Annotated in this window: 26 protein-coding genes; 4 read left to right on the plus strand and 22 right to left on the minus strand. The window is 49.4% G+C overall.

Going from position 1 to position 20,821, the window contains the following annotated elements:
- Positions 1–673 precede the first annotated feature (673 nt).
- From CF651_RS03490 to accB, 10 genes are all read right to left on the minus strand, one after another.
- Positions 674–1,579 (minus strand): polyprenyl synthetase family protein, encoded by a 906-nt coding sequence (locus CF651_RS03490; RefSeq protein WP_094013411.1) that lies wholly within the window; start codon positions 1,577–1,579, stop codon positions 674–676.
- Positions 1,576–1,833 (minus strand): exodeoxyribonuclease VII small subunit, encoded by a 258-nt coding sequence (gene xseB, locus CF651_RS03495; RefSeq protein ID WP_094013412.1) that lies wholly within the window; start codon positions 1,831–1,833, stop codon positions 1,576–1,578. The genes CF651_RS03490 and xseB overlap by 4 nt, the downstream gene beginning before the upstream one ends.
- Positions 1,808–3,184 carry an exodeoxyribonuclease VII large subunit gene (gene xseA / locus CF651_RS03500; RefSeq protein ID WP_094013413.1) on the minus strand — a complete coding sequence of 459 codons (1,377 nt, stop codon included), beginning with the start codon at positions 3,182–3,184 and terminating at the stop codon, positions 1,808–1,810. The genes xseB and xseA overlap by 26 nt, the downstream gene beginning before the upstream one ends.
- A 7-nt stretch (positions 3,185–3,191) precedes the next feature.
- Complete coding sequence (folD, locus tag CF651_RS03505) at positions 3,192–4,058, minus strand: bifunctional methylenetetrahydrofolate dehydrogenase/methenyltetrahydrofolate cyclohydrolase FolD (protein ID WP_094013414.1); 867 nt, start codon at positions 4,056–4,058, stop codon at positions 3,192–3,194.
- Positions 4,059–4,086: 28 nt separating this feature from the next.
- Positions 4,087–4,536: a transcription antitermination factor NusB gene (gene nusB, locus CF651_RS03510; RefSeq protein WP_094013415.1), complete on the minus strand. Its 450-nt coding sequence runs from the start codon at positions 4,534–4,536 to the stop codon at positions 4,087–4,089.
- Between the two features lie 203 nt (positions 4,537–4,739).
- Complete coding sequence (locus tag CF651_RS03515) at positions 4,740–4,979, minus strand: DUF2273 domain-containing protein (protein WP_094013416.1); 240 nt, start codon at positions 4,977–4,979, stop codon at positions 4,740–4,742.
- Between the two features lie 14 nt (positions 4,980–4,993).
- Positions 4,994–5,554: an alkaline shock response membrane anchor protein AmaP gene (amaP, locus tag CF651_RS03520; RefSeq protein WP_094013538.1), complete on the minus strand. Its 561-nt coding sequence runs from the start codon at positions 5,552–5,554 to the stop codon at positions 4,994–4,996.
- A 73-nt stretch (positions 5,555–5,627) separates the two neighbouring features.
- Positions 5,628–6,038, minus strand: coding sequence for an Asp23/Gls24 family envelope stress response protein (locus CF651_RS03525; protein WP_094013417.1), 411 nt, complete (start codon positions 6,036–6,038; stop codon positions 5,628–5,630).
- A 134-nt stretch (positions 6,039–6,172) separates the two neighbouring features.
- Entirely contained in the window at positions 6,173–7,531 is a 1,359-nt protein-coding gene (accC, locus tag CF651_RS03530; protein WP_094013418.1) for an acetyl-CoA carboxylase biotin carboxylase subunit, read from the minus strand.
- 115 nt (positions 7,532–7,646) lie between these two features.
- Complete coding sequence (gene accB, locus CF651_RS03535) at positions 7,647–8,138, minus strand: acetyl-CoA carboxylase biotin carboxyl carrier protein (protein ID WP_094013419.1); 492 nt, start codon at positions 8,136–8,138, stop codon at positions 7,647–7,649.
- A 263-nt stretch (positions 8,139–8,401) separates the two neighbouring features.
- Between accB and CF651_RS03540 the strand changes: the two genes are divergently transcribed.
- Positions 8,402–9,688 (plus strand): glycoside hydrolase family 18 protein, encoded by a 1,287-nt coding sequence (locus CF651_RS03540; RefSeq protein WP_094013420.1) that lies wholly within the window; start codon positions 8,402–8,404, stop codon positions 9,686–9,688.
- 79 nt (positions 9,689–9,767) lie between these two features.
- Here the strand turns inward: CF651_RS03540 and CF651_RS03545 are convergent, their stop codons facing one another.
- From CF651_RS03545 to CF651_RS03590, 10 genes are all read right to left on the minus strand, one after another.
- The gene (locus tag CF651_RS03545; protein ID WP_094013421.1) at positions 9,768–9,995 is read right to left on the minus strand and encodes a spore germination protein; all 228 of its coding nucleotides are present in this window, start codon (positions 9,993–9,995) and stop codon (positions 9,768–9,770) included.
- A 162-nt stretch (positions 9,996–10,157) separates the two neighbouring features.
- The gene (locus CF651_RS03550; RefSeq protein ID WP_094013422.1) at positions 10,158–10,985 is read right to left on the minus strand and encodes a SpoIIIAH-like family protein; all 828 of its coding nucleotides are present in this window, start codon (positions 10,983–10,985) and stop codon (positions 10,158–10,160) included.
- 45 nt (positions 10,986–11,030) lie between these two features.
- Positions 11,031–11,666, minus strand: a complete 636-nt coding sequence (gene spoIIIAG, locus CF651_RS03555) for a stage III sporulation protein AG (RefSeq protein WP_094013423.1) — start codon at positions 11,664–11,666, stop codon at positions 11,031–11,033.
- Positions 11,667–11,697: 31 nt separating this feature from the next.
- Positions 11,698–12,435 (minus strand): stage III sporulation protein AF, encoded by a 738-nt coding sequence (gene spoIIIAF, locus CF651_RS03560; RefSeq protein WP_179232661.1) that lies wholly within the window; start codon positions 12,433–12,435, stop codon positions 11,698–11,700.
- A gap of 25 nt (positions 12,436–12,460) precedes the next feature.
- On the minus strand, positions 12,461–13,681 hold the full coding sequence (gene spoIIIAE, locus CF651_RS03565) for a stage III sporulation protein AE (protein WP_094013425.1): 1,221 nt from the start codon (positions 13,679–13,681) through the stop codon (positions 12,461–12,463).
- 40 nt (positions 13,682–13,721) lie between these two features.
- Complete coding sequence (gene spoIIIAD / locus CF651_RS03570; protein WP_094013426.1) at positions 13,722–14,111, minus strand: stage III sporulation protein AD; 390 nt, start codon at positions 14,109–14,111, stop codon at positions 13,722–13,724.
- Positions 14,112–14,127: 16 nt separating this feature from the next.
- Positions 14,128–14,331, minus strand: coding sequence for a stage III sporulation protein AC (gene spoIIIAC / locus CF651_RS03575; protein WP_094013427.1), 204 nt, complete (start codon positions 14,329–14,331; stop codon positions 14,128–14,130).
- Between the two features lie 65 nt (positions 14,332–14,396).
- On the minus strand, positions 14,397–14,915 hold the full coding sequence (gene spoIIIAB, locus CF651_RS03580) for a stage III sporulation protein SpoIIIAB (RefSeq protein ID WP_094013428.1): 519 nt from the start codon (positions 14,913–14,915) through the stop codon (positions 14,397–14,399).
- Positions 14,909–16,000: a stage III sporulation protein AA gene (gene spoIIIAA / locus CF651_RS03585; protein ID WP_094013429.1), complete on the minus strand. Its 1,092-nt coding sequence runs from the start codon at positions 15,998–16,000 to the stop codon at positions 14,909–14,911. Before spoIIIAA ends, spoIIIAB begins: the two co-directional genes overlap by 7 nt.
- Before the next feature lie 68 nt (positions 16,001–16,068).
- Positions 16,069–16,335, minus strand: a complete 267-nt coding sequence (locus tag CF651_RS03590) for a YqhV family protein (protein ID WP_094013430.1) — start codon at positions 16,333–16,335, stop codon at positions 16,069–16,071.
- Positions 16,336–16,490: 155 nt separating this feature from the next.
- Here CF651_RS03590 and comA point away from each other — a divergent pair, with 155 nt between their 5' ends.
- The 3 genes from comA (at position 16,491) to CF651_RS03605 (ending at position 18,667) form a co-directional block, all read left to right on the plus strand.
- Positions 16,491–17,315 carry a phosphosulfolactate synthase gene (comA, locus tag CF651_RS03595; protein ID WP_094013431.1) on the plus strand — a complete coding sequence of 275 codons (825 nt, stop codon included), beginning with the start codon at positions 16,491–16,493 and terminating at the stop codon, positions 17,313–17,315.
- Between the two features lie 81 nt (positions 17,316–17,396).
- Positions 17,397–18,110 (plus strand): 2-phosphosulfolactate phosphatase, encoded by a 714-nt coding sequence (locus CF651_RS03600; RefSeq protein WP_342746539.1) that lies wholly within the window; start codon positions 17,397–17,399, stop codon positions 18,108–18,110.
- A 92-nt stretch (positions 18,111–18,202) separates the two neighbouring features.
- A complete protein-coding gene (locus CF651_RS03605) occupies positions 18,203–18,667 on the plus strand; it encodes a DUF441 domain-containing protein (protein WP_094013433.1) in 465 nt (154 codons plus the stop codon).
- Positions 18,668–18,684: 17 nt separating this feature from the next.
- Here the strand turns inward: CF651_RS03605 and CF651_RS03610 are convergent, their stop codons facing one another.
- Positions 18,685–19,941, minus strand: coding sequence for an aspartate kinase (locus tag CF651_RS03610; protein WP_094013434.1), 1,257 nt, complete (start codon positions 19,939–19,941; stop codon positions 18,685–18,687).
- A 270-nt stretch (positions 19,942–20,211) separates the two neighbouring features.
- The gene (locus CF651_RS03615) at positions 20,212–20,787 is read right to left on the minus strand and encodes a histidine phosphatase family protein (RefSeq protein WP_094013435.1); all 576 of its coding nucleotides are present in this window, start codon (positions 20,785–20,787) and stop codon (positions 20,212–20,214) included.
- Positions 20,788–20,821: the final 34 nt, after the last annotated feature.

Here is a 20,821-nt window from a genome sequence, read left to right on the forward strand (position 1 = left end):
GGCAGTGCTCCTCCCCGTCGCCGGGGAGGCGGTTTCCCTTTATGTCTGCCTTGACGCCGTCACCGGTGGTCAGACTAGATTACCACTTAGTCCACACTATAATCCCCAAGAAGTTTCGTCACGAAACGAACAGTCTAGGAGTTTTCCTCTACAGCCCTGAAACCATTTTTTAGCCTCTTTTGCAAGTCAGATTTCATACAGCAACCGGCGCCCGGCATTCTTGGCCGAGAATACAGGCTCCTATATTCCGTAATCCCCTCTAACTCACTCAAGGCAGGCTACGCTGCACGCAAGTCGTTTTAGCACGATCAGGCCTTCTGTCGGCCATCCCATACAGGTGAGATTCGCTATTGCAGGTTCATACCCCAAGCCGTGCCCCTCCGCTCGAGGGCGGATCAGACCACGCACTTGGGCCTCCGCGGAAGGAGGGTCAACGCCCGCATGCCATTGCGGATCGCCCTCCAACCTTAACTCCCAGCATCAGCCCCCAACTGGGCGTTAGAAGCCAACACCAGGAACTTCATCGATGTGCCCTTTGGCGAATTTTTAGGCCCGCCTTCAAAAATGGTGGACTGACTAGAATACTGCACCACCCGCAAAATACTTGAACTCATTATAGCATAGAGGTCAAGATGTGCTCAAATGGAACATGAACCAAAAGATGTACAACTTGTCAATGGTCTCTTTGTGTTAAATAGTCGGCAAGCTCCAGCAGACGGTCCGGATAAGGGAAGCCTGCATTCATAATCGCTTGTTTCCCCTGCTCCGTCAGTTCTGCCACCTTCTCTTGTGACGCTTCGATACCGACGAAATACGGGTAGGTAACCTTTTGCTGTTTCTCATCGCTTTTTACCGGCTTCCCGAGCTTTTGCTCATCGCCGACCAAATCCAGAATATCATCTTGAATCTGGAAGGCCAGACCGATATGCTGGCCGAACTTTTCCAATGCCTGGAGCTGTTTCGGTGTCGCTCCCGCCAGATGTCCGCCTGCTTTTAAGGAAAACACGATCAGGTCGCTTGTTTTATGTAAATGAATATATTCGAGCTGTTCAAGACCTGTGATTCCCTGTTCACCCAACATATCCGCTGCCTGTCCGCCCACCATGCCGGGTGCCCCGGACAGCTTCGAAAGGTCCTCGATAATTTCTACAATCTGCTCAGCAGGTACATCGTAAGCGCGATACGACTGAACAATCGAGTAAAAGGCATGGGTCAGCAGCGCATCCCCCGCGAGAATGGCCATTGCTTCTCCGTACACCTTATGGTTCGTCAGCTTCCCTCTGCGATAATCGTCGTTATCCATAGCTGGAAGATCATCATGAATCAGAGAGTAGGTGTGAATCATCTCAACCGCGCAGGCAACCGGAAGCGCAGATTCCGTACTTCCCTTCAATGCTTCTACAGTTGCAAGCACCAGGATCGGGCGAAGCCGCTTGCCGCCAGCCATCAGGGAATACATCATCGATTCCCGCAACTCGTCCGGAATGTTCCATATGCCGGGAAGGGATTCGAGAAGCTCCGCTTCAATCAGTGCCGCTTTTTGCTCTAAATAAGGCTTCAAGTTACTTGCCACGCTCATCTGCCTTCACCTTTCTCATCGGTTGACGGATTGAAAGGCTTCTTCACCAGCCCGCCTTCCTGCTCCATTAAAATCTCGATTTTCCGTTCGACCTGCTCGAGCTTTTGACCGCACAGCTGGGACAGCTTCATGCCTTCTTGAAAAAGCTCAATCGCCTGCTCCAAAGGAACATCTCCGCTTTCCAGCAGAGCTACGATCTGTTCCAGCTTATCCATTGCCTGCTCAAAGCTAGGCGTCGTTTCCTGTTTTGTCATCTCGTTTCTCCTCCATTGACCACACATGACAATCCACGCGTCCATCCATCAGCCTGAGCTTCAGCACATCCCCAATCTGCACCTGGCCAATGGATTTAATCAACTGTTGTTCCTTCTCATCATATACTAAGCTGTATCCCCTCTGCATAACCTTCAGGGGACTAAGCGCATCCAGCTGTCTCATCATGGAAAGAAGCTGCTGGCTCTTTTGCTTCCTGGTTTGCTGCATTGCTTGCGATAACTGTCGTTCCACGGAGCTCAGCCGCTTGCGGGCGTAAATCGCTTGCTCCGTCGGATTAAATACGGATAAATGCTTATCCAGTTTCATTTTCCGCTCATGCAGCTTCGTCAGGCGTGCGCGCATTTTATAGGCAAGCTGCTCCTTCGTGCGGTCCAGACGTTCTACGGACTGCATGACAAGCTGGCGCTTCGGGTTTAAAAGCACAGGTGACCGCTGCGCGCGGCGCAGCCTTTCACGGCTCATCGCCGCCTGATTGGACAAGCCGCTGTACAGCTGCTGCCGCAGGAAGCTGAGCTGCTGCTTCAGCTCCATATGATGCGGCACAGCAAGCTCCGCCGCCGCTGTAGGGGTAGCCGCCCGCAAATCCGCCACAAAATCGGCAATCGTAAAATCCGTCTCATGCCCAACAGCAGAAATAACCGGGATGATCGATGCGTGGATAGCCCTAGCCACATCCTCCTCGTTAAAAGCCCACAATTCCTCCAGCGAGCCGCCGCCCCGGCCTACAATCAGAACATCCACTTCGTTCAAATTGTTCATCGCCTCAATCGCTTTTACGATAGATGGCGCGGCTTGCGTCCCCTGCACCAGTACGGGATACAGGAGAACCGGAACATTCGGATGTCTCCGCTGCAAGGTGATAATGATATCCCGCACCGCGGCGCCGGTTGGCGAAGTGATGACACCGATAGCCTTCGGGTAACGGGGGATCGGTCTTTTGGTAGCCACGGCAAACATGCCCTCGCCCTCCAGCTTTTTCTTCAGCTGCTCAAAAGCCAAATATAAACTCCCAATACCGTCAGGCTGCATTTGTGTCACATAAAATTGATACTGCCCGTCCCGTTCGTAAACGGAAATATTTCCGCAGGCCAGCACCTTCGCGCCTTCCCGCGGAATAAACGGCAGCCGTTGATTGTAAGAAGCGAACATGATGCTTTTCAGCCTGCTGTCCGCATCCTTCAGTGTAAAATACATATGACCGCTGGAATGATGGGTGAAATTGGAAATTTCTCCCCGCACCCACACATCCTGCAAACGGTCGTCGCTTTCCAAGCGCATCTTTATGTACCGGTTGATATCCTTTATCGAAAGAACCCGCTTATCGCTCATTGTCAGCCTACACGTTGACTTGGGATTGAAGGGCTCTTTTTGCGGCTTCCAGCGTATTTCTGAGCAATACGGTAATGGTCATTGGCCCGACACATCCCGGAACCGGAGTAATGTAGCTCGCCGTATCCAGCACATCGTCAAAATCAACGTCGCCGGCCAATTTCCCGGTATCCAAACGATTGATCCCTACGTCAATCACAACCGCTCCCGGCTTCACATGCTCCTTCTTGATCATTTTGGCTTTACCTACAGCTGCGACCAAAATATCCGCCTGACGCGTAATCTCCGCCATATTTGGCGTCTTGGAATGCACTACAGTCACCGTAGCATTCTCTCTAAGCAGCAGGATAGCCATCGGTTTGCCTACGATATTGCTCCGCCCGATAACGACGGCGTGCTTGCCGGCAATGTCATAGCCGATTTTTTTCAAAATGGCAATAACCCCGGCCGGTGTACATGGAGCAGGGCCTTCCTTGCCGATCATCAGGTTGCCGACATTCACCGGGTGGAAGCAGTCTGCATCCTTGTGTACGGCGATGGCTTCAACAATTTTTTCCTCGGAAATATGCTTGGGCAGCGGAGATTGGACCAGAATGCCATGAATTTTAGGATTCTGATTCAAGCTTTCAATCAGGGCAAGCACGTCCGCTTCCGATGTTGCCGCCTCTAATTGGTGTACCTCCGAGTACATTCCCGCTTCTTCACAAGCTTTGGCTTTATTGCGCACGTACACATGGGATGCCGGATCATCACCTACGATAATGACGGCGAGCCCGGGCTGAACGCCCTGCTGTGTCAATTGAGCTGCTTCTTCTTTGATTTGTGCGCGGTAGGCGCTAACAATTTCTTTTCCGTTAATCACTTGTGCTGGCATTCGGGTTCCCCTTCCTTTTGTTCATGCATTAACCTTTGGATTTAATCGTTTCCAGCTCCCTGATCATTTTGCCAAGGACGCCATTGACAAATTTGCCGGATTCGTCGGTACCAAAATGCTTGGCCAATTCAATAGCCTCATTAACGACAACCTTCGGAGGCACGTCATCACTGAACACCATCTCAAATGTAGCAAGCCTTAAAATTTCACGGTCCACACGGGACAGCCTGTCCATTTTATAACCTTTTAAATAGTCTGTAAGAAGACCGTCAATCTGCTGCTTGTGCTCAACTGTTCCCTGAACAAGCTCAATAATTTCTTGTGGAGCAATTTTGTCCTGGCTCTTGGTCAGCTGTGCCTCATCGTCATTTTGCGCTTCTTCTACAACGTGAGCAATCGCTTCCCCCATACTGACTTCATTCATTTCCATCTGGTACAGGCTTTGGAGAGCTAGCTCCCTTGCCAATCTACGTCTCATTTACGAATGTTCCTCCTTCAATTAGCATGCGTTGGAAACTTTTCTCCAGCATGTGAGATAAACCTCTACCTGGTCTTTCGAAGATGTGCGACCGCGTGAAGCAGAAGGTCTATTCTTCAATAAGAATTTTGTTATCCGATGCATCGGAAACTTATAATTCTTATGTGGTAAACAAAAAAATCCTTGGAAACAACCAGGGATTTTCATCTAAACAATCTCCATTTGTCCAAGAGCAAACGCCAAGTTTCGAGAATAGGTAAAGCCGGTTCCCCCCGGTCTATTCTTCTCCCTATATAATAACCAGTATATACGATTAAAACAAAGATTAACATACGCCAGAAGCCGAAAAACAAATAGATCAGGCCAAGCGGGATCCCTGCAGCAACGCCTGCCGTCTTCCCCCTATGATGCTCCCACAGCCACTCCCACAGTTGTTTCCACATCGCGGAGCCCACCTTTATTCCACTCTACTTTTGAAAGTGGGGGATGATTGCTGAATGTTAGCCACAAATACAGTCACAATGGCAACGGGAATTCCAGTAATTTCTTCGATATGGCTTTTGACACCGGACTGCATCTCTTCCGTTAATTGAGGGATCGAGCTTTCTCCGTCCACAATGGCACGGATAATGATTTCCAGACCGGCCTGACTCACCTTTACACGTGCTTTCAAATCTTTGACCCCACGGGTGCGGCGCGCCGCCTTCAAGGACAAATTTTCAACCGTTTCCATGGATATACGGATGTCCCCATAATCAGTGCGCTGGTCAATCGAAGGCACGTTGGCCTTTCCGCGGCGGAACGAAACGTATAAGAACCGGATGCTGATCAATGCGACAACGACAGTCAATGCGATAAAAATTAATGCAGTTTTGAGATCATAATAAACGTTATGGGCAAAGGTTCCGAGGGTTTCGTAAGAAATCCAACCGAATGCGCAAAATAACAGAACACCGCATGCCACCAGGACCGCTAAACTGAAAACAAATAGAAGCAATTTATCGATGACTCTAACCACGATCCGGACTCCTTCCAAATGAGAGGAAACCCCCTTACAAACGAAGGGGGTTTGCCAAGTTCTATTAACGTGTCTACTTGACTCGATTAGGCGTGACTTCGATTTCTTCCACCTTGTCCGATCCCTTGAAAATGACATCATGGATATGCACATTAACCTGAACTACACTTAATCCAGTCATGGACTCAATCGCATGCTTTACATTTTGCTGTACACCGGAAGCTACCTCTGGAATTCGGGTTCCAAACTCAATGACGACGGATACGTCAATAGCGGCCTCTTTCTGACCTACATCCACCTTCACGCCTTTGGATAAGTTCTTGCGACCTAACAGCTCCGCGATACCGCCGGCAAATCCCCCGCTCATCCCGGCAACGCCAGGCACTTCAATTGTAGCCATCCCTGCAATGATTTCAATAACCTCCGGGGCAATTTGAATCGTCCCCATATCGGTTTTTTCATAATCGGCTGCTACGATCGTCATAAACGGATCCTCCTTGGAAGTTTTGTGAGTGATCAAGCATTGTTACCTGCTTACCTCTATGCATATGCGCATTTCCACAAAACTTGTCTTATCTTCTACTATACCATTTCCCAAAAAATATGACAAATTACGGATTACGAATTAGGGTCATCCACGTCATGCTCTTCCAGGAATTTGATGTCAAAATCGCCTGCTAAAAATTTCTTGTGCTCCAGGAGCTTCAGATGAAATGGAATGGTCGAATGAATGCCTTCAATCGTAAATTCCGATAGCGCCCGTTTCATCCGTTGGACCGCTTCCTCCCTCGTCTTGCCCCATACGATCAGCTTCGCGATCATGGAGTCATAGTGCGGGGAGATGGTATATCCGGGGTAAGCCGCGCTGTCCACCCGAACGCCAAAGCCTCCCGGCGGCAAATAAAATTGAATTTGTCCCGCGGACGGCATGAAGTTACGTGTCGAGTCCTCGGCATTAATCCGGCACTCAATTGCCCAACCGTCAATCTCCACTTCATCCTGGGTAAAAGAGAGAGGTTCTCCCTCGGCTACGTGAATCATTTCTTTGATAATGTCAACACCTGTAATCAATTCGGTTACCGGGTGCTCAACCTGAATTCGAGTGTTCATCTCCATGAAATAAAACTGTCCGTCGGCTCCAAGCAAAAACTCCAGGGTGCCTGCGCCGGAATAATTCACAGCTTTGGCTGCACGAACCGCAGCATCCCCCATCCGTTTACGGATATCCGGGGTCAGAATCGGACAAGGCGCCTCCTCGACCAGCTTCTGGCGTCTGCGCTGTACCGAGCAATCCCGTTCGCCGAGATGGACCACGTTGCCGTGCTTATCGGCTAATATTTGAATTTCAACGTGCTTCATGCCCGTTAAATATTTTTCCAAATAAACGCCCGCATTGCCGAATGCTTTTTGCGCTTCCTGCTGGGCGGTAGTAATCTGTTGAATGAGCATTTCTTCGTCATCCGCAATACGGATCCCTTTACCTCCGCCACCTGCTGTCGCTTTGATGATGACAGGATATCCGATTTCACGTCCGAGACGAATTGCTTCGTCCATATCCTCAACCAGACCGTCGGAGCCAGGGATAACAGGAACGCCCGCATCCTTCATGGTTTGCTTGGCGACCGACTTGTCACCCATCCGGCTAATAGCGTCCGGGGACGGTCCGATAAATGTAATGTTGCAGCTTTCGCAAATCTCTGCAAAGTCAGCATTCTCCGCCAAAAATCCGTAGCCCGGATGAATCGCGTCGGTATCCGTCAGGGTGGCGACGCTCATGATATTGGTCAGGTTCAAGTAACTGTCTTTGGATAGGGTTGGTCCGATGCAGTAGGCCTCGTCCGCCAATCTAACATGCAGTGCGTTGCGGTCTGCTTCGGAATATACGGCCACCGTGGAAATGCCCAGCTCGCGGCAGGCGCGAATGATGCGGACAGCGATTTCACCACGGTTGGCGATTAATACTTTTTGAAACTTCAATGGGTTCTCCTCCTGAGAGCTTTTCCGTAGGAAAAGCTTTCTTCGTAAGCGTAATGCTTGAGTTTTGCGAATGCAAAACTGGCTTCGTAAGCATCTTCTGAGCTTTGCTCGTGAATTATTCCGGTCTTACAAGGAACAAAGGTTGTCCGTACTCAACAAGCTGGCCGTTTTCTACCAGCACTTCAACGATCTCACCTTTGATTTCGGCTTCGATTTCGTTCATCAGTTTCATCGCCTCGATAATGCATACTACCGATTTTTCCTTTACCTTGCTGCCTTTGGCAACGAATGCCGCAGCACCAGGCGACGGAGCTTCGTAGAACGTACCCACCATTGGGGAAGCGATGGTATGTAGGTTGCTGTCCACAGCCGGAAGTTTATCTGCTGCAGGAACAGAAGGTGCAGCAGCTTGTACGACAGGAGCTGCTTGCTGTACGGCTGCTTGCGCATATGAGGGTTGAGCAGACACTGAAGATACAATAACGGACTCCGTTTTATTAGGTTTACGAATAAAAAGGCGGGAGCCTTCGTTTTCAATTTCTAATTCTTGTAAAGAACTTTCGTCGATCAATTTGATCAATTCTTTAATCTCGCTTAGTTTAAACACTAGATTCACTCCTTCAACGATGGTGAAACAACGACGTTGTTATTATAACACAATATTATTTTAATAAAAGAGTTTCTTCATTCTTTGCTAAGGTGCATTGTTAACGCTTTTTCAATAAAAATGATTCCTTTGTTTCGTCACGAACTTAGTGCATTCCCACAGAGCAGCATACGACCAGACAAGCACCCAGTTATCAAAGAAAGAATATCATAACTGACCAATGAATAACTTAGATTGTTGAAAAAGTAAACGGAGGTGAAGCCATGCAAATCCATGTTGTGCAATCTGGTGAGTCGCTTTATCAGCTCTCACGCGTTTATGGAGTTCCCCTTGAGACCATTGCAGCAACGAATGAGGTCCCTGTAAATAAGACATTGGTCGTAGGACAGGCATTGGTCATACCTATTACCGGAAGTTATTACTGGGTGCATCCAGGTGATACGATTTATAGTGTTGCACATAAAGTCGGGACCGATGTGCAAACCCTTGCTGAAGTTAATCATTTGAATCTAAACTACACTTTACCGGTCGGATTGAGGCTTTATGTTCCCCAAAAACCACGCCGTACTGCGGAAATCAATGCTTATATCGAGCCTACGGGAAATGAGTTTTCACCCCACCTTATACAATCGGCTAGCGATGCAGCCCCTCATGTAACTTACTTAGCTCCATTTAGCTTCCGGATCCAGCGGGACGGGTCTTTGCAAGCGCCCCCAATGGATGATCTCTATACCGTTGCAGGTCAACATCACGTCACCTTAATGATGGTCGTAACCAATCTGGAAAAAAATCAATTTAGCGCAGAACTTGGCAGCATTATATTAAATAACGAACAACACCAAAATGCTTTACTCGAAAATATACTGCGTACGGCAAAGCAATTCGATTTTCGGGATATCCATTTTGATATTGAGCATTTACATCCAAAAGATAAGGAAGCCTACAATGCATTCTTACGGAAAGCCTCAAATGTTATTCATCGGGAAGGATATTTAATGTCCACAGCCTTGGCCCCGAAAACAAGCGCAGCTCAATCAGGGGCATGGTATACTGCCCATGATTATAAAGCACATGGACAAATTGCTGATTTTGTTATCATTATGACATACGAGTGGGGGTATAGCGGAGGGCCGCCTATGCCGGTGTCTCCCATTGGTCCGGTCAGAAAAGTACTGGAATATGCCATAACTGAAATGCCTGCCTCCAAAATTATGATGGGCCAAAATTTATACGGGTATGATTGGACACTCCCTTTTGTTCAAGGGGGACCATTTGCCAGGGCGATAAGCCCCCAGTCGGCTATTGATTTGGCCAGAAGAGAAAACCAAGATATAAAGTATGATTATATTGCACAGGCACCACATTTTCAGTATCAAGATAATCGTGGAAAACAACACATTGTGTGGTTTGAAGATGCGCGTTCCATTCAGGCAAAGTTTAATCTAGTGAAAGAACTAGGTCTCCGTGGCATCAGCTACTGGAAACTTGGGCTTCGTTTTCCTCAAAACTGGTTGTTAATTGAAAGCAATTTTGAGGTTGTAAAAAGATAGGGGCCCTTAACAAAAAGGCCCTTTTTGACTACTATGTTGGAAGCCCCATCTGACTAAGGGGTATTATGGTACTTCGACATCACACAACGGCTGTACTGGCACCATCTACAACATCCGGGTCCAATGTGTTGGTGCTGCTGGCCTGGTTGTTCGAAACGGCACCGAAGGCATCCCCTGGAGAGAACGAAGCGGCTCCACCGTAGTTTTTCGAGGAACTTGATAAGTTAATGCAAGCGGTATCGCCGATCTGAATGTTCGAGCCCTGACTTACGCTGTTAATTTTAATATTTCCGACAATTGAAGGCATGGGAGTACCTCTTCCTTCATATTTGACTTCCTTCTTCATTGTATGGGGATAATCGCCCAAATGTCACCCCTATCGCCCGACAGATGCGGTAGGATGATAAATGAAACAAGAGCCCGGTGCGGACCGGGCTCTTCGCTTTCAAACGATATTCAGCCAACGAGCTTAAGGAACATAAGTGACAACAATGCTTTCCGGCCCAACTTTCATTTCCTGCATCACTTTCTCAACGATGGTTACGGCTTGGCTTTTTTGCAGATTGCTGCTTTGAACGGTAACCTTCCATTTATTGGCGTCCTGCGTAATAATGGCATTGGCAAAGTCTTTGGTCAGAGCATCCTCCAGGTTGCTGACCTTCGCTTCCGTATCCTGAATTTTTCTAAGCTCAGCTTCAGCGTTGGCAGCAGCCTCAGGCGTTTGCTTCGGATCAGCGAGAATGGTCAGCCATTTTTCAGAAAGCTTAGACAAGTCCTCATTGCGCTTCAAGCTCAAGCTGTCGAAGTAGCTTTGTCCTTGCTTTGCTTGCGTCTGTACTTGCTGGAGCACCTTGGCATCGGCGGCGGAGACGGCACCTGCTGCGGCTGTAGGCTGTGCGGCTTTGGGATCGGACTTGGCATCGCTTTTGGTGTCAGGCTTGGCATTGGTCGCCTCATCGGCCTTCGCTTTCGAGCCTTCATCTGTTTTCGTGCTGCTTGATTTTTGCTCAGGCTTGGTGTTGGCTGCAGGCTGCTGCTTCGCATCCGGCGCTGTCGCAGCACCAGTTTTGGCGTCGGTTTTCGTGTCTACAGGCGTTTGCTTGCCGTTCAGGTCGTTTGTGTTAACAACGATTTCCTTCACGGATGTGCCCGTCTTTGCATCCGATGCATTTTTAACTTCTCCTGTGGAAGAGATTTGCAGGTTGTTTACGTCTTCCGTAAAGAGATAGTAAGCTGACAGGACTACCATCAGGCTCAGCATGGAAACCAGCCAAATTGTTTGTCTTTTCGCGTTCATTTGTATTCCTCCCTAAGGTTTTATAAAATTTCATATACTTATGAATTATTGCTTTCGCGGAAGTACCGAGATCCGGTGCGCCGGAACATCCAGCCCACGCTCTACAGCCTCCGTAATCATTTTTTTGACCGTTAAATTCTCGGCCCCTGTCGCAACGACGACAACTCCCCTGATTTTCGGTTTAATGGTTTTCAGCACAAGCGGCTGCTTACCGCCCGAAACCTCGTACAGCACAACCTCTCCATCCCGCGTCACATTCGTAATGTGCCGTGTAGCCCCTTTTTCATCCTTTTCGTTGGTCACCTGCTGCGTTTCCTTCGAGTTGTGCTCCACCGCAATTTCCTCCGTCGATTCAATCGTGACCAGAACTTCCACATCTCCGACTGCGACGATTTTCGATAAAATCTCTTTGAGCTGCGATTCATAAGCATCCTCATAATCTTTAAAGGAGCTTTGCTCTTTATTCGGGCTATTCTTAAATACAGCTTTGGCTGATGGGTCCGGAGAAGCACGCCCTTCGCTGATGGGATCAACGTCCTTCACTGTAATGAAAGAGTTGAGGATCATAAACGCCGCTCCAACCAAACCCATCAGCAGCAGCCACCGAAACGTCGTCACCCGCTTCGTGCCGTTCGGGCCCCCGCCTAACCATTTTTCCAGCCATTTCATCATATTTCCCATGTGCTCACCTCCTTCACTTGTCAATCCAAAGCTACGATTTTATTTGGCCGGATATCATATCCACCGTTACCCGATCCAGCGGAACCTGCCATTCTTGCAGTAATAGCATACGAATTTGCGTCTGCTCCTTCTCAAAGCCGGCTGACGCTGGAGCCCCGGCCGCCTTATCCGTTTCAGCCGCTTTCGATTGCGGCGCGACGCGGATATCAACAGGCTGGATCGGTTTCACTGTCACAGCGCTCTGCTTGCCCTCTGAGGAAGGAGACGATTTGGCTGGATGCTGCGGAGCCGCCTTTACAAAAACATGGCTTATCACCATCTGGCCCTGGTCATCTTTTGCCGTTTCAACCTGTATTTGCTGGACTTTTACCCCAGCCTGCTGCTCTATCGTTTTTTTCATGAGTGTACTCATTTGCTGCTGCATCAGCTTCAGGGATTGCTCTTCCTGTCGATTCTTCAGCTGCTCCGCCTGCTGTTGGATTGTGCTCAGCGGCTGCATGGTCGCTGAATTCGCTTGTTTGGCATCCGATGCGAATAGATTCAGCCCGCTCGAGCTGCTTTGACGCATCGCTTTTGCCAGCTGCTCATTTATGGTTCCTTCCTTTTGAAATATGGAAAATAACGGCTGCAGCAGGATTAATAAAATGAATAGGCCTATAACGGTTTTTACATACCTCTGCATCGTTTGACTGGGCAGCAGGATATCCACAAACGTGGCAAGTAAAATAATGAGAACAATCGATTTAAGCCAGCCGCTAAGCCAATCCAAGGTGATCGTCCCCCTCGCTGCCGGTTCAACGCATCATGACGGAGAGATTGCCGGCAGTAATTAAGATGGTGATGGCCAAGAAAAACATCAATCCGACGACCGCCAGGGCGGCAAAAACGTATATCAGGCTTTTTCCTATCGTTTCCAGGCAAGCAATCATCGGATTATCTCCTAACGGCTGCATAATCGCCGCGGAAATATTGTATATGAAGGCAAGCGCCATTATTTTCAAAGCGGGAAAAGCACACAGCATTAAGATGATTACAACCCCTACAAGGCCGACCGCATTTTTGACTAACAGCGAGGCCCCGATTACCGTTTCGGAAGCATCGGAGAACATACGCCCGACGACCGGCACGAAATTGCCCGCAATATATTTGGCCGTTCGGATCGTCACGCCATCCGCCACCGCACTGCTCGCTCCTCGAACGGAAATGACGCCGAGAAACACGGTTACGAAAACGCCGAGGCAGCCGACACTGATTGTCCGAAGCAGATTGGCAAGCTGTGTCACCTTGTATTTGTCCGACAACGAGCTCACAATATGCAGGACGGCCGAGAAGAAAAGCAGCGGGAACACGATCAGGTAAATGGCGGTTCCTACGGCATGGATCATAAATACGATCAATGGGTGCATAACAGAGACCGACACCACATTCCCCATACTGGCGAGCAGCGTCAACAGCAGCGGAATGACGGCTACCATAAAATGAATCATGTCGGAAATCGCCGTCTTCGCATATCCGATAGCAACGCTAAAGCTGTTGATCGCCATAATCATGAGCACCATGAAGGTAATGGCGTAAGCAATTTTACTGACTGTATTTTTCTCAAAAGAGCTTTGCAGCGTCTCCAGCAGCATACTGAACATGGTCAAAACGACGATGGAGGCGAGCAGCTTGCCGTTGTACATCAGCTCATGAAAAAAGTAACGGAAGATAGCTGAAAAGATCGAAGACATATCGATTTGCTTTGTTCCTGTTAAGAGCTCCATCAAAGTCGGCGTTTTGTTATCCGGAAAATAACCGCCGTATTTGTGCATCAGCTGGCTCCAATACTGCTCCACCGGATCCATCTGCAGCCTTTCGGCTTGCTCCTTGATCAACTGCTCTACCGGTGTTGAGGCTTCAGCTGCATCGCCGATTGCCGCCCCCGTCCAGCCCGCGAAAAGCATCAGGACGACGATGAAACGGAGTGCATGCCATCGAGCCGGTATGGATAGTACAGGGAAACCGTTCTGCGTCATATGCGTCAACTCCTGGTACTTGAGACTATGGTGGTGCGAATTACGCTGGAAGCAGCTTCACGACGGTTTCAATGATCACGGACACGATGGGAATGGCCATCACCATAATCAAAATTTTGCCGGACAGCTCAATTTTGGAGGCAATGGATTCTTGCCCTGCGTCTCTCACAATTTGTGCGCCAAATTCTGCGATATAGGCAATGCCGATGATTTTAAGAATGGTTTTGAGAAATATCAGGTTGATGTTCGCTTTCAGCGCCAAGTCCTCTAGCACATGAATGACGGATGTAATTTTACCGATCAGAAACAAAAAGATGGTGATCCCTGTAAAAGCGGTAAGCAGGAACGCAAACATCGGTTTTTGCTCTTTGACGATGAGCACCAGTATCGTGGCGATTAAGCCAAGACCTACGATTTGTACGATCTCCAAGACGCTTCACCTACATCTACTGGAATAAAAAGATGGTTTTGATTTCCTTGAACAAGCTGTCTAAGAGGTTAACGACCATAAACAACACGACGACAAAACCGATGACCGTCACCCAATGCGCCATATCCTCTTTTCCCATCTGCTTCAGGACGGTATGTATCATCGCGATAATGATCCCGATGCCGGCAATCTGAAATATCGCGTTCACATCTACGTTCATTCGTTGCACCTCACCTCTAGCCTTTAACTTTCCTTCATTAAACAAGTCCCTTAGCCGATGCCTTACTAGTACATGAGGATGACCAGGAGAGCCCCCATCAACAGCCCCAAGCTACGCCACATACTCTCGTACCGCTTGCGTTCTTCAAGCGCACCATCCATTTCACCCTGAAGCTGCTGGATAGCCAAGCGGAGGTGCTTCACTTGGTCGGTGCTATCCGATAAACCGAGGGTGAAGCCGAGCTGACTTACAATGTCCTGCTCGCCTTTTTTCAAAGATGTCCGATGCCATTGCTGCTGAATTACTTCCTGCCAAATGTGCTGGACCGAACGCCCCTCGCTTTCCCCCAGCTCCTCGGCCACGCGGCGGAACAGATAATTCAACGGTGCCGGGCAGGCATTGGCCACCTTAATAAGTGCTTGTTGCAAAGGAGTGAAGCCATAGGTAATTTCAGTTTCGAGCCTCTGAAAGGATCGAATCAGATCTGCTATTTGCTTCGGCCGACGGGCAAACTGCTGTGCCTGATAAAAGCCGAATAAGGTGAAGGCGATAAGGATCAGCATCGCTCCAAGCAGCTTTAGCATGGATCAGCGCCCCCTTGTCCCGGTCTTTCCATTCGCTCGGCAGCGGCAACGCTTAAGCCAGCGGGACGGGGTACCTGCGTTCTGTGTGTCAGCTTCGGACTAGCCGAGGGCTGCTCCTCATGCCGACTCAGCTTTGCGCCTCGGGAGTCATAAATTCCTTCGAGCGATCCGACTCCAAATCTGCTGTGGAGAATAACCAATCGGGAAAATACTTGCTCCGCTATTAGGGACTGGAGAACCGGTCTTTTTCCAATGTCATCCAACGAGCCTCCATGTGCCGTGGCTATCACCTTGATGCCTGCATGCAGCGCTTCGCGAATCGCCTGCGCATCCTCCGGCCGCCCAATTTCATCGACGATCAGTACCTCCGGCGACATCGAACGTATCATCATCATCATCCCTTCAGCCTTGGGGCATGCGTCCAGCACATCCGTTCTCGGTCCCAGTTCAAATCGCGGGATGCCTCTGACGCAAGCGGCCACCTCGGAGCGTTCATCCACAATGCCCACCTTGTAACCCCGTTGCAGCCCCCTCGCTCCAGCATCCGACGGTCCCGTGCTGAGAAGTCGAGCCAAGTCACGGATTAACGTCGTTTTTCCCTGCTGCGGGGGAGAAATGATCAGCGTGTGATGGACACCACCCCCCATTTCATCCATTAAAAAGGGAAGCACTTTGGCACCTGCACCTTGCTTTTCTCTCGCAATCCGGATATTGAAGCTTCCGATCTCTTTCAAAAGCTTGACTTTGCCCAGCTCCAGAACGGCTCTGCCCGCAAGCCCGACACGATGGCCTCCCTGAACGGTAATGTACCCTCTGCGAAGCTCCTCTTCGAACGTGTAAAGAGAATGCTGAGTCAAATTTTCGAGAAGCACAGCGCAGTCTTCCCTGGTAGGCCTGTATGCCTGAGCGGGATTGTCGCAAAGTCCCAAGGCTAGTGATACAAAGCTGTATCGATCCTTCCACCCGATCTCCAGCGGCCTGCCTTCCCTGACCCGTATCTCTTGTATTTCCTGAATTACTTCATTTGATAGAGTTGATAGGCTTTGCCGCAAAGGGACAGAAAAAAGCCGGAGCAGCGAATGCATGTCATGATCCCCCCAAGCTGTCCATCTTTTATACTCATTTCTATGCTTGGACGACTTTAATATGACAATTACTTTTTTAAAATGCCGATAAAAATGCAGCTTACCCCAACAAGTACCCACAGCATTTTTCCATAAGAAAGCTTCTCCGCCACCCCTACCAATCCAAGCGTCGTAGTAGTTAACAGCACAAAGGGACCTACCATAGCCAGTCCCGTATTGACCATCAGGGCTTTGTCGATTTGATTCAGCCGGAGCATCAGCAAGGCCGCGATAATTTCAATGCTTCCGGATAATAATCGGAGCGACGCCATACTCAGCACAATTTTGTTTAACATTGCTCTCCTCCTATGAATGAAATTTCGGTATCTTCACTTCTCTATCAATCTATGCAAGCTCGTCTCATTTTAGGCATGGTGGGCACAACCCCAAAATCGAATGCATATGATGACACAGAAATCATTCAAAATTGTTAACAGCGAGGCGATAAAACATGGAGGTAAAGTCACACCTGAAGTGGCACCCCCTGCTCAGCGATCCAACGGGCAAACGCAGTTTGAAACCGAGGACACTTGGCCAGACGATGGTGATTGATAAAGGCTTGGGAATCCATGCATTAGAGGATTTATTGCAAACGGCAGGCGCACATATCGACATGTTGAAAATCGGGTTCGGCACCTCACCCTTGTACAGCACCGAGCTGCTCAAACAAAAAATCGATATGATCAAATCGCATCAGATCCTCGTATACCCTGGTGGTACTTTCCTTGAAGTGGCAATACAGCAGGATGCTCTGGATGCTTATTTTGATATGATCAGCTGCCTCGGATTTAATGGCTTGGAGATTTCAGACGGGACCATCGATGTGCCCAGAAGCCAGCGGAGCGAGCTCATTCGGCGTGGCGTCAGGGATGGATTCACGGTCATAACCGAATATGGTAAAAAATGCTGGGGCTCGTCGATCGAAATCGAAGAGTTGATAGAGACCGTCGTGATTGACGCGGAACTCGGAGCGAGTCTGATCACTATCGAGGGACGGGAATCGGGGAAAGGCGTCGGGATTTATGACGAGCAGGGCGGATGCAAAGATAAAGATATCGAGAGGGTGCTGACGAGAGTGCCGAGCAGCAATCTTCTGCTTTGGGAGGCACCGCACAAGGACCAGCAGGTACACCTGCTCAATATGCTTGGTACGGACATTCATCTGGGGAATATCTCCCCATCCGATGTGATTTCATTAGAAGCGCTGCGCAGAGGGCTTCGCTCCGATACGCTGCATTTAGGCAAAACGGCCGGATGGGATCATTGGGAAATTTAATTGCTTCGCAAAAACCAGCTCATGCTGATGAGCTGACTTTTCAGAGGAAAGTCAATAGGAGGTTTTCATAAAGTGGAGATTATGGTAATCCCCAGCGTCAATGAAGCGCGAGCGGATGACCTTACGAACAAAACCGTGATTGTCATAGATGTGCTGCGAGCCACCAGCACGATGCTGACGGCCTTGGCCCACGGCTGCAAGGAAATCTTCCCGGTCGAGACTGTACTCCAGGCTAAACAGCTGCAGCAGTCCCATTACTTAATGGGCGGGGAACGCGCTTGTAAAAAAATACCCGGCTTCGATCTAGGCAATTCCCCCTTTGAGTATATGGGAGACCACATTGCCGGCAGATCACTTATTTTTACGACAACGAACGGAACTCGTGCCATTCAAAAAGCACATAAAGCCGGAACCATCCTCGCAGGTACACTGCTCAACGGCAAAGCTTGCGCCACCGCAGCCATTGCCCTGCGCAAAGACATTGTCATCCTGTGCTCCGGTACGCAGGACGTATACTCCCTTGAGGACGGCGTCTGTGCAGGCCAGTTGGTCGATGAGCTGGTACAATTGCTGCCCTTATCTGCAACTGATTTCACAATCAACGATTTCGGATTGAGCATGCGGCACGCCTTTTGCCATATCCAACCGAATATTACGCAAGCACTCATGCAGTGCAGCAACGGTAAACGCTTATGCAAGCTCGGTTTCCAGGATGACGTCCTTTACTGTTCACAGTTGAATCTGTTCTCCCTGGTCCCTGTCATTCGGGACGGAAAGCTGGTCCTGCCCGGCTAAATGAAAGCTGGACCCGTTCCATCCGGCTGTTCTAAATCACGGCCCCCCTCATACACATAAAGAGAATCCATGAGACAAGGGGTAACCAAACCATGTACGGTGATATACTTCTCGTAGTTCTCATTATTATCGGGCTGATCGGACGCTCGCACATTATCACAACGGCTGCCTGTGTACTATTGGTAATTAAGCTGATCAGCCTGGACCGGTACTTACCGACCATTGAGCGGCGCGGGCTGGAGCTGGGGCTGTTGTTTCTAACGATGGGGGTGTTGGTGCCGTTTGCCAGCGAGCGCATAACTTATAAAGATATTGCGAGCATGGTCACGACATGGCCCGGTATTCTGGCCCTTCTCGGGGGCGCCATCGCCACGTATATGAACGGCAAAGGGCTTGAATTATTAAAAATAGACCCACAATTAATTGTGGGCCTAGTCATAGGGTCGATCTTCGGTATTATATTTCTAAAAGGAATTCCTGTCGGTCCATTGATGGCCGCAGGAATTACCGCTTTTTTGTTAAAGGTATTTACCTTTGTATTTGATAAGCTGAAGTAACGGCTATAGCTTCCTGCTTAGCGACGGTCCTTCGGTCCGCCGACAAATGCTTGCTGATCGGTGTCCAAGCCATATGCCGTATGAAGCGCTTGGATCACTTCATTCAAACGGCTGTTGTCAATCACGCACGAGGTTTTGATTTCGGACGTGCTGACCATATTGATGCTGAGGCCCAGATCGGAAATCACCTCGAACATTTTTGCGGCAACGCCCGGTGTACTTACCATGCCTGCGCCTACGATCGAAACCTTCACCAGATTTTCCTGTGAAGAAACTTCACGGAAGCCTACTTCGGAACGGATGTTTTGGATTACATCCAGAGCTTTATCCTTGTCCGTCAAAGCAACCGTGAACGAGAAATCTGCCGCTCCATTCATGACACCGCTTTGAACGATAATATCCACGTCGATTTGGGCATTGGCCAAAGCGGTGAACACCTTCGCAAGCTGCCCCGGCTTTTCCTCAACTCCGAGAATACTGATTCTCGCTACATTTTTATCGCTTGCAATTCCACGAACAACGATTCCTTGCTCCATCGCTGCTTCCTCCTTCACTTGAGTACCTTCATTATGGTTAAAGCTGGATCTAACGACCAGCGGCACATTGTAGTTCTTCGCATATTCTACGGCTCTAGGGTGCAGCACGGCAGCGCCCAAATTCGCGAGCTCAAGCATTTCGTCATACGTAATTTCAGGAAGCTTGCGCGCACATTTGACCACACGCGGGTCGGTCGAATAAATACCGTCCACATCGGTGAAAATTTCGCAGACGTCCGCTTCGATCGCAGCAGCCAAAGCAACCGCCGTCGTATCGGAACCCCCGCGGCCCAAGGTTGTAATCTCGCCTTCGGTAGTCATCCCTTGGAAACCGGCAACGATGACGACGTTGCCTTCCTTCAGCGCTTTCAGAACGCGCTCTGGTTGAATGTCCGTAATTCTTGCCTTACCATGCACGGCTTCCGTGTACATTCCCGCCTGCCATCCGGTAAACGAGACTGCCGGTTGACCTAAGCTGTGAATCGCCATAGACAACAGAGCTACAGAAACTTGCTCGCCTGTAGTCAACAGCATATCCATTTCACGCGCCGGAGGCGTCGCAGAACTTATTTGCTTCGTCAGGTCTATCAAATCGTCCGTTGTATCCCCCATGGCGGAAACGACAACCACGCATTGGTGGCCTTCCCGCTGTCTCTCTACAACACGATTGGCTACACGTTTCATGCGCTCCGCATCACCAACGGAACTGCCGCCGAATTTCATTACTATAAGAGACAAAGCTGTTCACTCCCTACCGAAACTTTTAGTGCGTGTTTAAAAAGTACGATTTCAGAACCGAGAAGGTTGAACGAAATCCGAAGAAGGAGGAACGGCGCGTAGGAGAAACCTACGTGAGTACCGGAGTTCCCGGGTTTGTTCAAGATTCGATGCCGAAATACGTCCAGATCAGCTTCGTTATCAAATCGGACTTTTTAAACATACCTCTATTACATAACAATTAGTAATTATAGCATAAGAGCGCGTCACGTAGAAGTAGAAAAATGTCGATTATACCGACAAAGGAATCCAGTCCAGATCGTCGATGAATTGTTTGCGACGCCAGGGTGTTCCCGTAAGCCGCTGTATATATGAAGATATCGTTCCTTCATGGGAGACGATATACACTTTTCTCCTCTCAAGCCTTCCACACCATGCCAGAAACCCGGCGGACCACTTATCGAACAATAGGGCGGGAGCGGTATGGATTCCCTGGAGCCATATATACTCAGGAACATCCGGTGCAGGAAGAAACTCGCTGAAGCTTTCCTTGATCTGCCTCGGCTCCATGATATGATCACACCGATAGGTGAAGAAATCGTACCGGGGCGGAAACTGCCGAGGTCCGACCGTTGGGTGGGCGAAGCGAAGCGCATCCGTACCCTCGCACCAGATCCTCGCCGTTTGCAGCGTTCGCCGTGTAGGACTTGCAATCACCGCATCCTGCTCTGTCAAAGGCAGGGATGCCCTTAACCTCTCCGCTTGCCGGACCCCTAGCTGCGTCAAACCCGGAGCCTCGATCTCGTAGCTTGCCGGAATGTTCATCGTATGCTCCGCCTGACCATGGGATACAAAAATTAACTCCATGCCGGTCACCTCACCTCATGTTGTTTTATCATTT

Origin of the sequence: Paenibacillus rigui, from assembly GCF_002234615.1 — a bacterium.
Lineage (GTDB): Bacteria > Bacillota > Bacilli > Paenibacillales > NBRC-103111 > Paenibacillus_S > Paenibacillus_S rigui.

Excerpts from the sequence above, each read along its gene's own strand:
- CF651_RS03490 (WP_094013411.1), bottom strand. The coding sequence starts at position 1,579 with ATGAGCGTGGCAAGTAACTTGAAGCCTTATTTAGAGCAAAAAGCGGCA.
- xseB (WP_094013412.1), bottom strand. The coding sequence starts at position 1,833 with ATGACAAAACAGGAAACGACGCCTAGCTTTGAGCAGGCAATGGATAAG.
- xseA (WP_094013413.1), bottom strand. The coding sequence starts at position 3,184 with ATGAGCGATAAGCGGGTTCTTTCGATAAAGGATATCAACCGGTACATA.
- folD (WP_094013414.1), bottom strand. The coding sequence starts at position 4,058 with ATGCCAGCACAAGTGATTAACGGAAAAGAAATTGTTAGCGCCTACCGC.
- nusB (WP_094013415.1), bottom strand. The coding sequence starts at position 4,536 with ATGAGACGTAGATTGGCAAGGGAGCTAGCTCTCCAAAGCCTGTACCAG.
- CF651_RS03515 (WP_094013416.1), bottom strand. The coding sequence starts at position 4,979 with ATGTGGAAACAACTGTGGGAGTGGCTGTGGGAGCATCATAGGGGGAAG.
- CF651_RS03525 (WP_094013417.1), bottom strand. The coding sequence starts at position 6,038 with ATGACGATCGTAGCAGCCGATTATGAAAAAACCGATATGGGGACGATT.
- CF651_RS03540 (WP_094013420.1), top strand. The coding sequence starts at position 8,402 with ATGCAAATCCATGTTGTGCAATCTGGTGAGTCGCTTTATCAGCTCTCA.
- CF651_RS03545 (WP_094013421.1), bottom strand. The coding sequence starts at position 9,995 with ATGCCTTCAATTGTCGGAAATATTAAAATTAACAGCGTAAGTCAGGGC.
- CF651_RS03550 (WP_094013422.1), bottom strand. The coding sequence starts at position 10,985 with ATGAACGCGAAAAGACAAACAATTTGGCTGGTTTCCATGCTGAGCCTG.
- spoIIIAG (WP_094013423.1), bottom strand. The coding sequence starts at position 11,666 with ATGGGAAATATGATGAAATGGCTGGAAAAATGGTTAGGCGGGGGCCCG.
- spoIIIAE (WP_094013425.1), bottom strand. The coding sequence starts at position 13,681 with ATGACGCAGAACGGTTTCCCTGTACTATCCATACCGGCTCGATGGCAT.
- spoIIIAC (WP_094013427.1), bottom strand. The coding sequence starts at position 14,331 with ATGAACGTAGATGTGAACGCGATATTTCAGATTGCCGGCATCGGGATC.
- spoIIIAB (WP_094013428.1), bottom strand. The coding sequence starts at position 14,915 with ATGCTAAAGCTGCTTGGAGCGATGCTGATCCTTATCGCCTTCACCTTA.
- spoIIIAA (WP_094013429.1), bottom strand. The coding sequence starts at position 16,000 with ATGCATTCGCTGCTCCGGCTTTTTTCTGTCCCTTTGCGGCAAAGCCTA.
- CF651_RS03590 (WP_094013430.1), bottom strand. The coding sequence starts at position 16,335 with ATGTTAAACAAAATTGTGCTGAGTATGGCGTCGCTCCGATTATTATCC.
- comA (WP_094013431.1), top strand. The coding sequence starts at position 16,491 with ATGGAGGTAAAGTCACACCTGAAGTGGCACCCCCTGCTCAGCGATCCA.
- CF651_RS03600 (WP_342746539.1), top strand. The coding sequence starts at position 17,397 with ATGGTAATCCCCAGCGTCAATGAAGCGCGAGCGGATGACCTTACGAAC.
- CF651_RS03605 (WP_094013433.1), top strand. The coding sequence starts at position 18,203 with ATGTACGGTGATATACTTCTCGTAGTTCTCATTATTATCGGGCTGATC.
- CF651_RS03615 (WP_094013435.1), bottom strand. The coding sequence starts at position 20,787 with ATGGAGTTAATTTTTGTATCCCATGGTCAGGCGGAGCATACGATGAAC.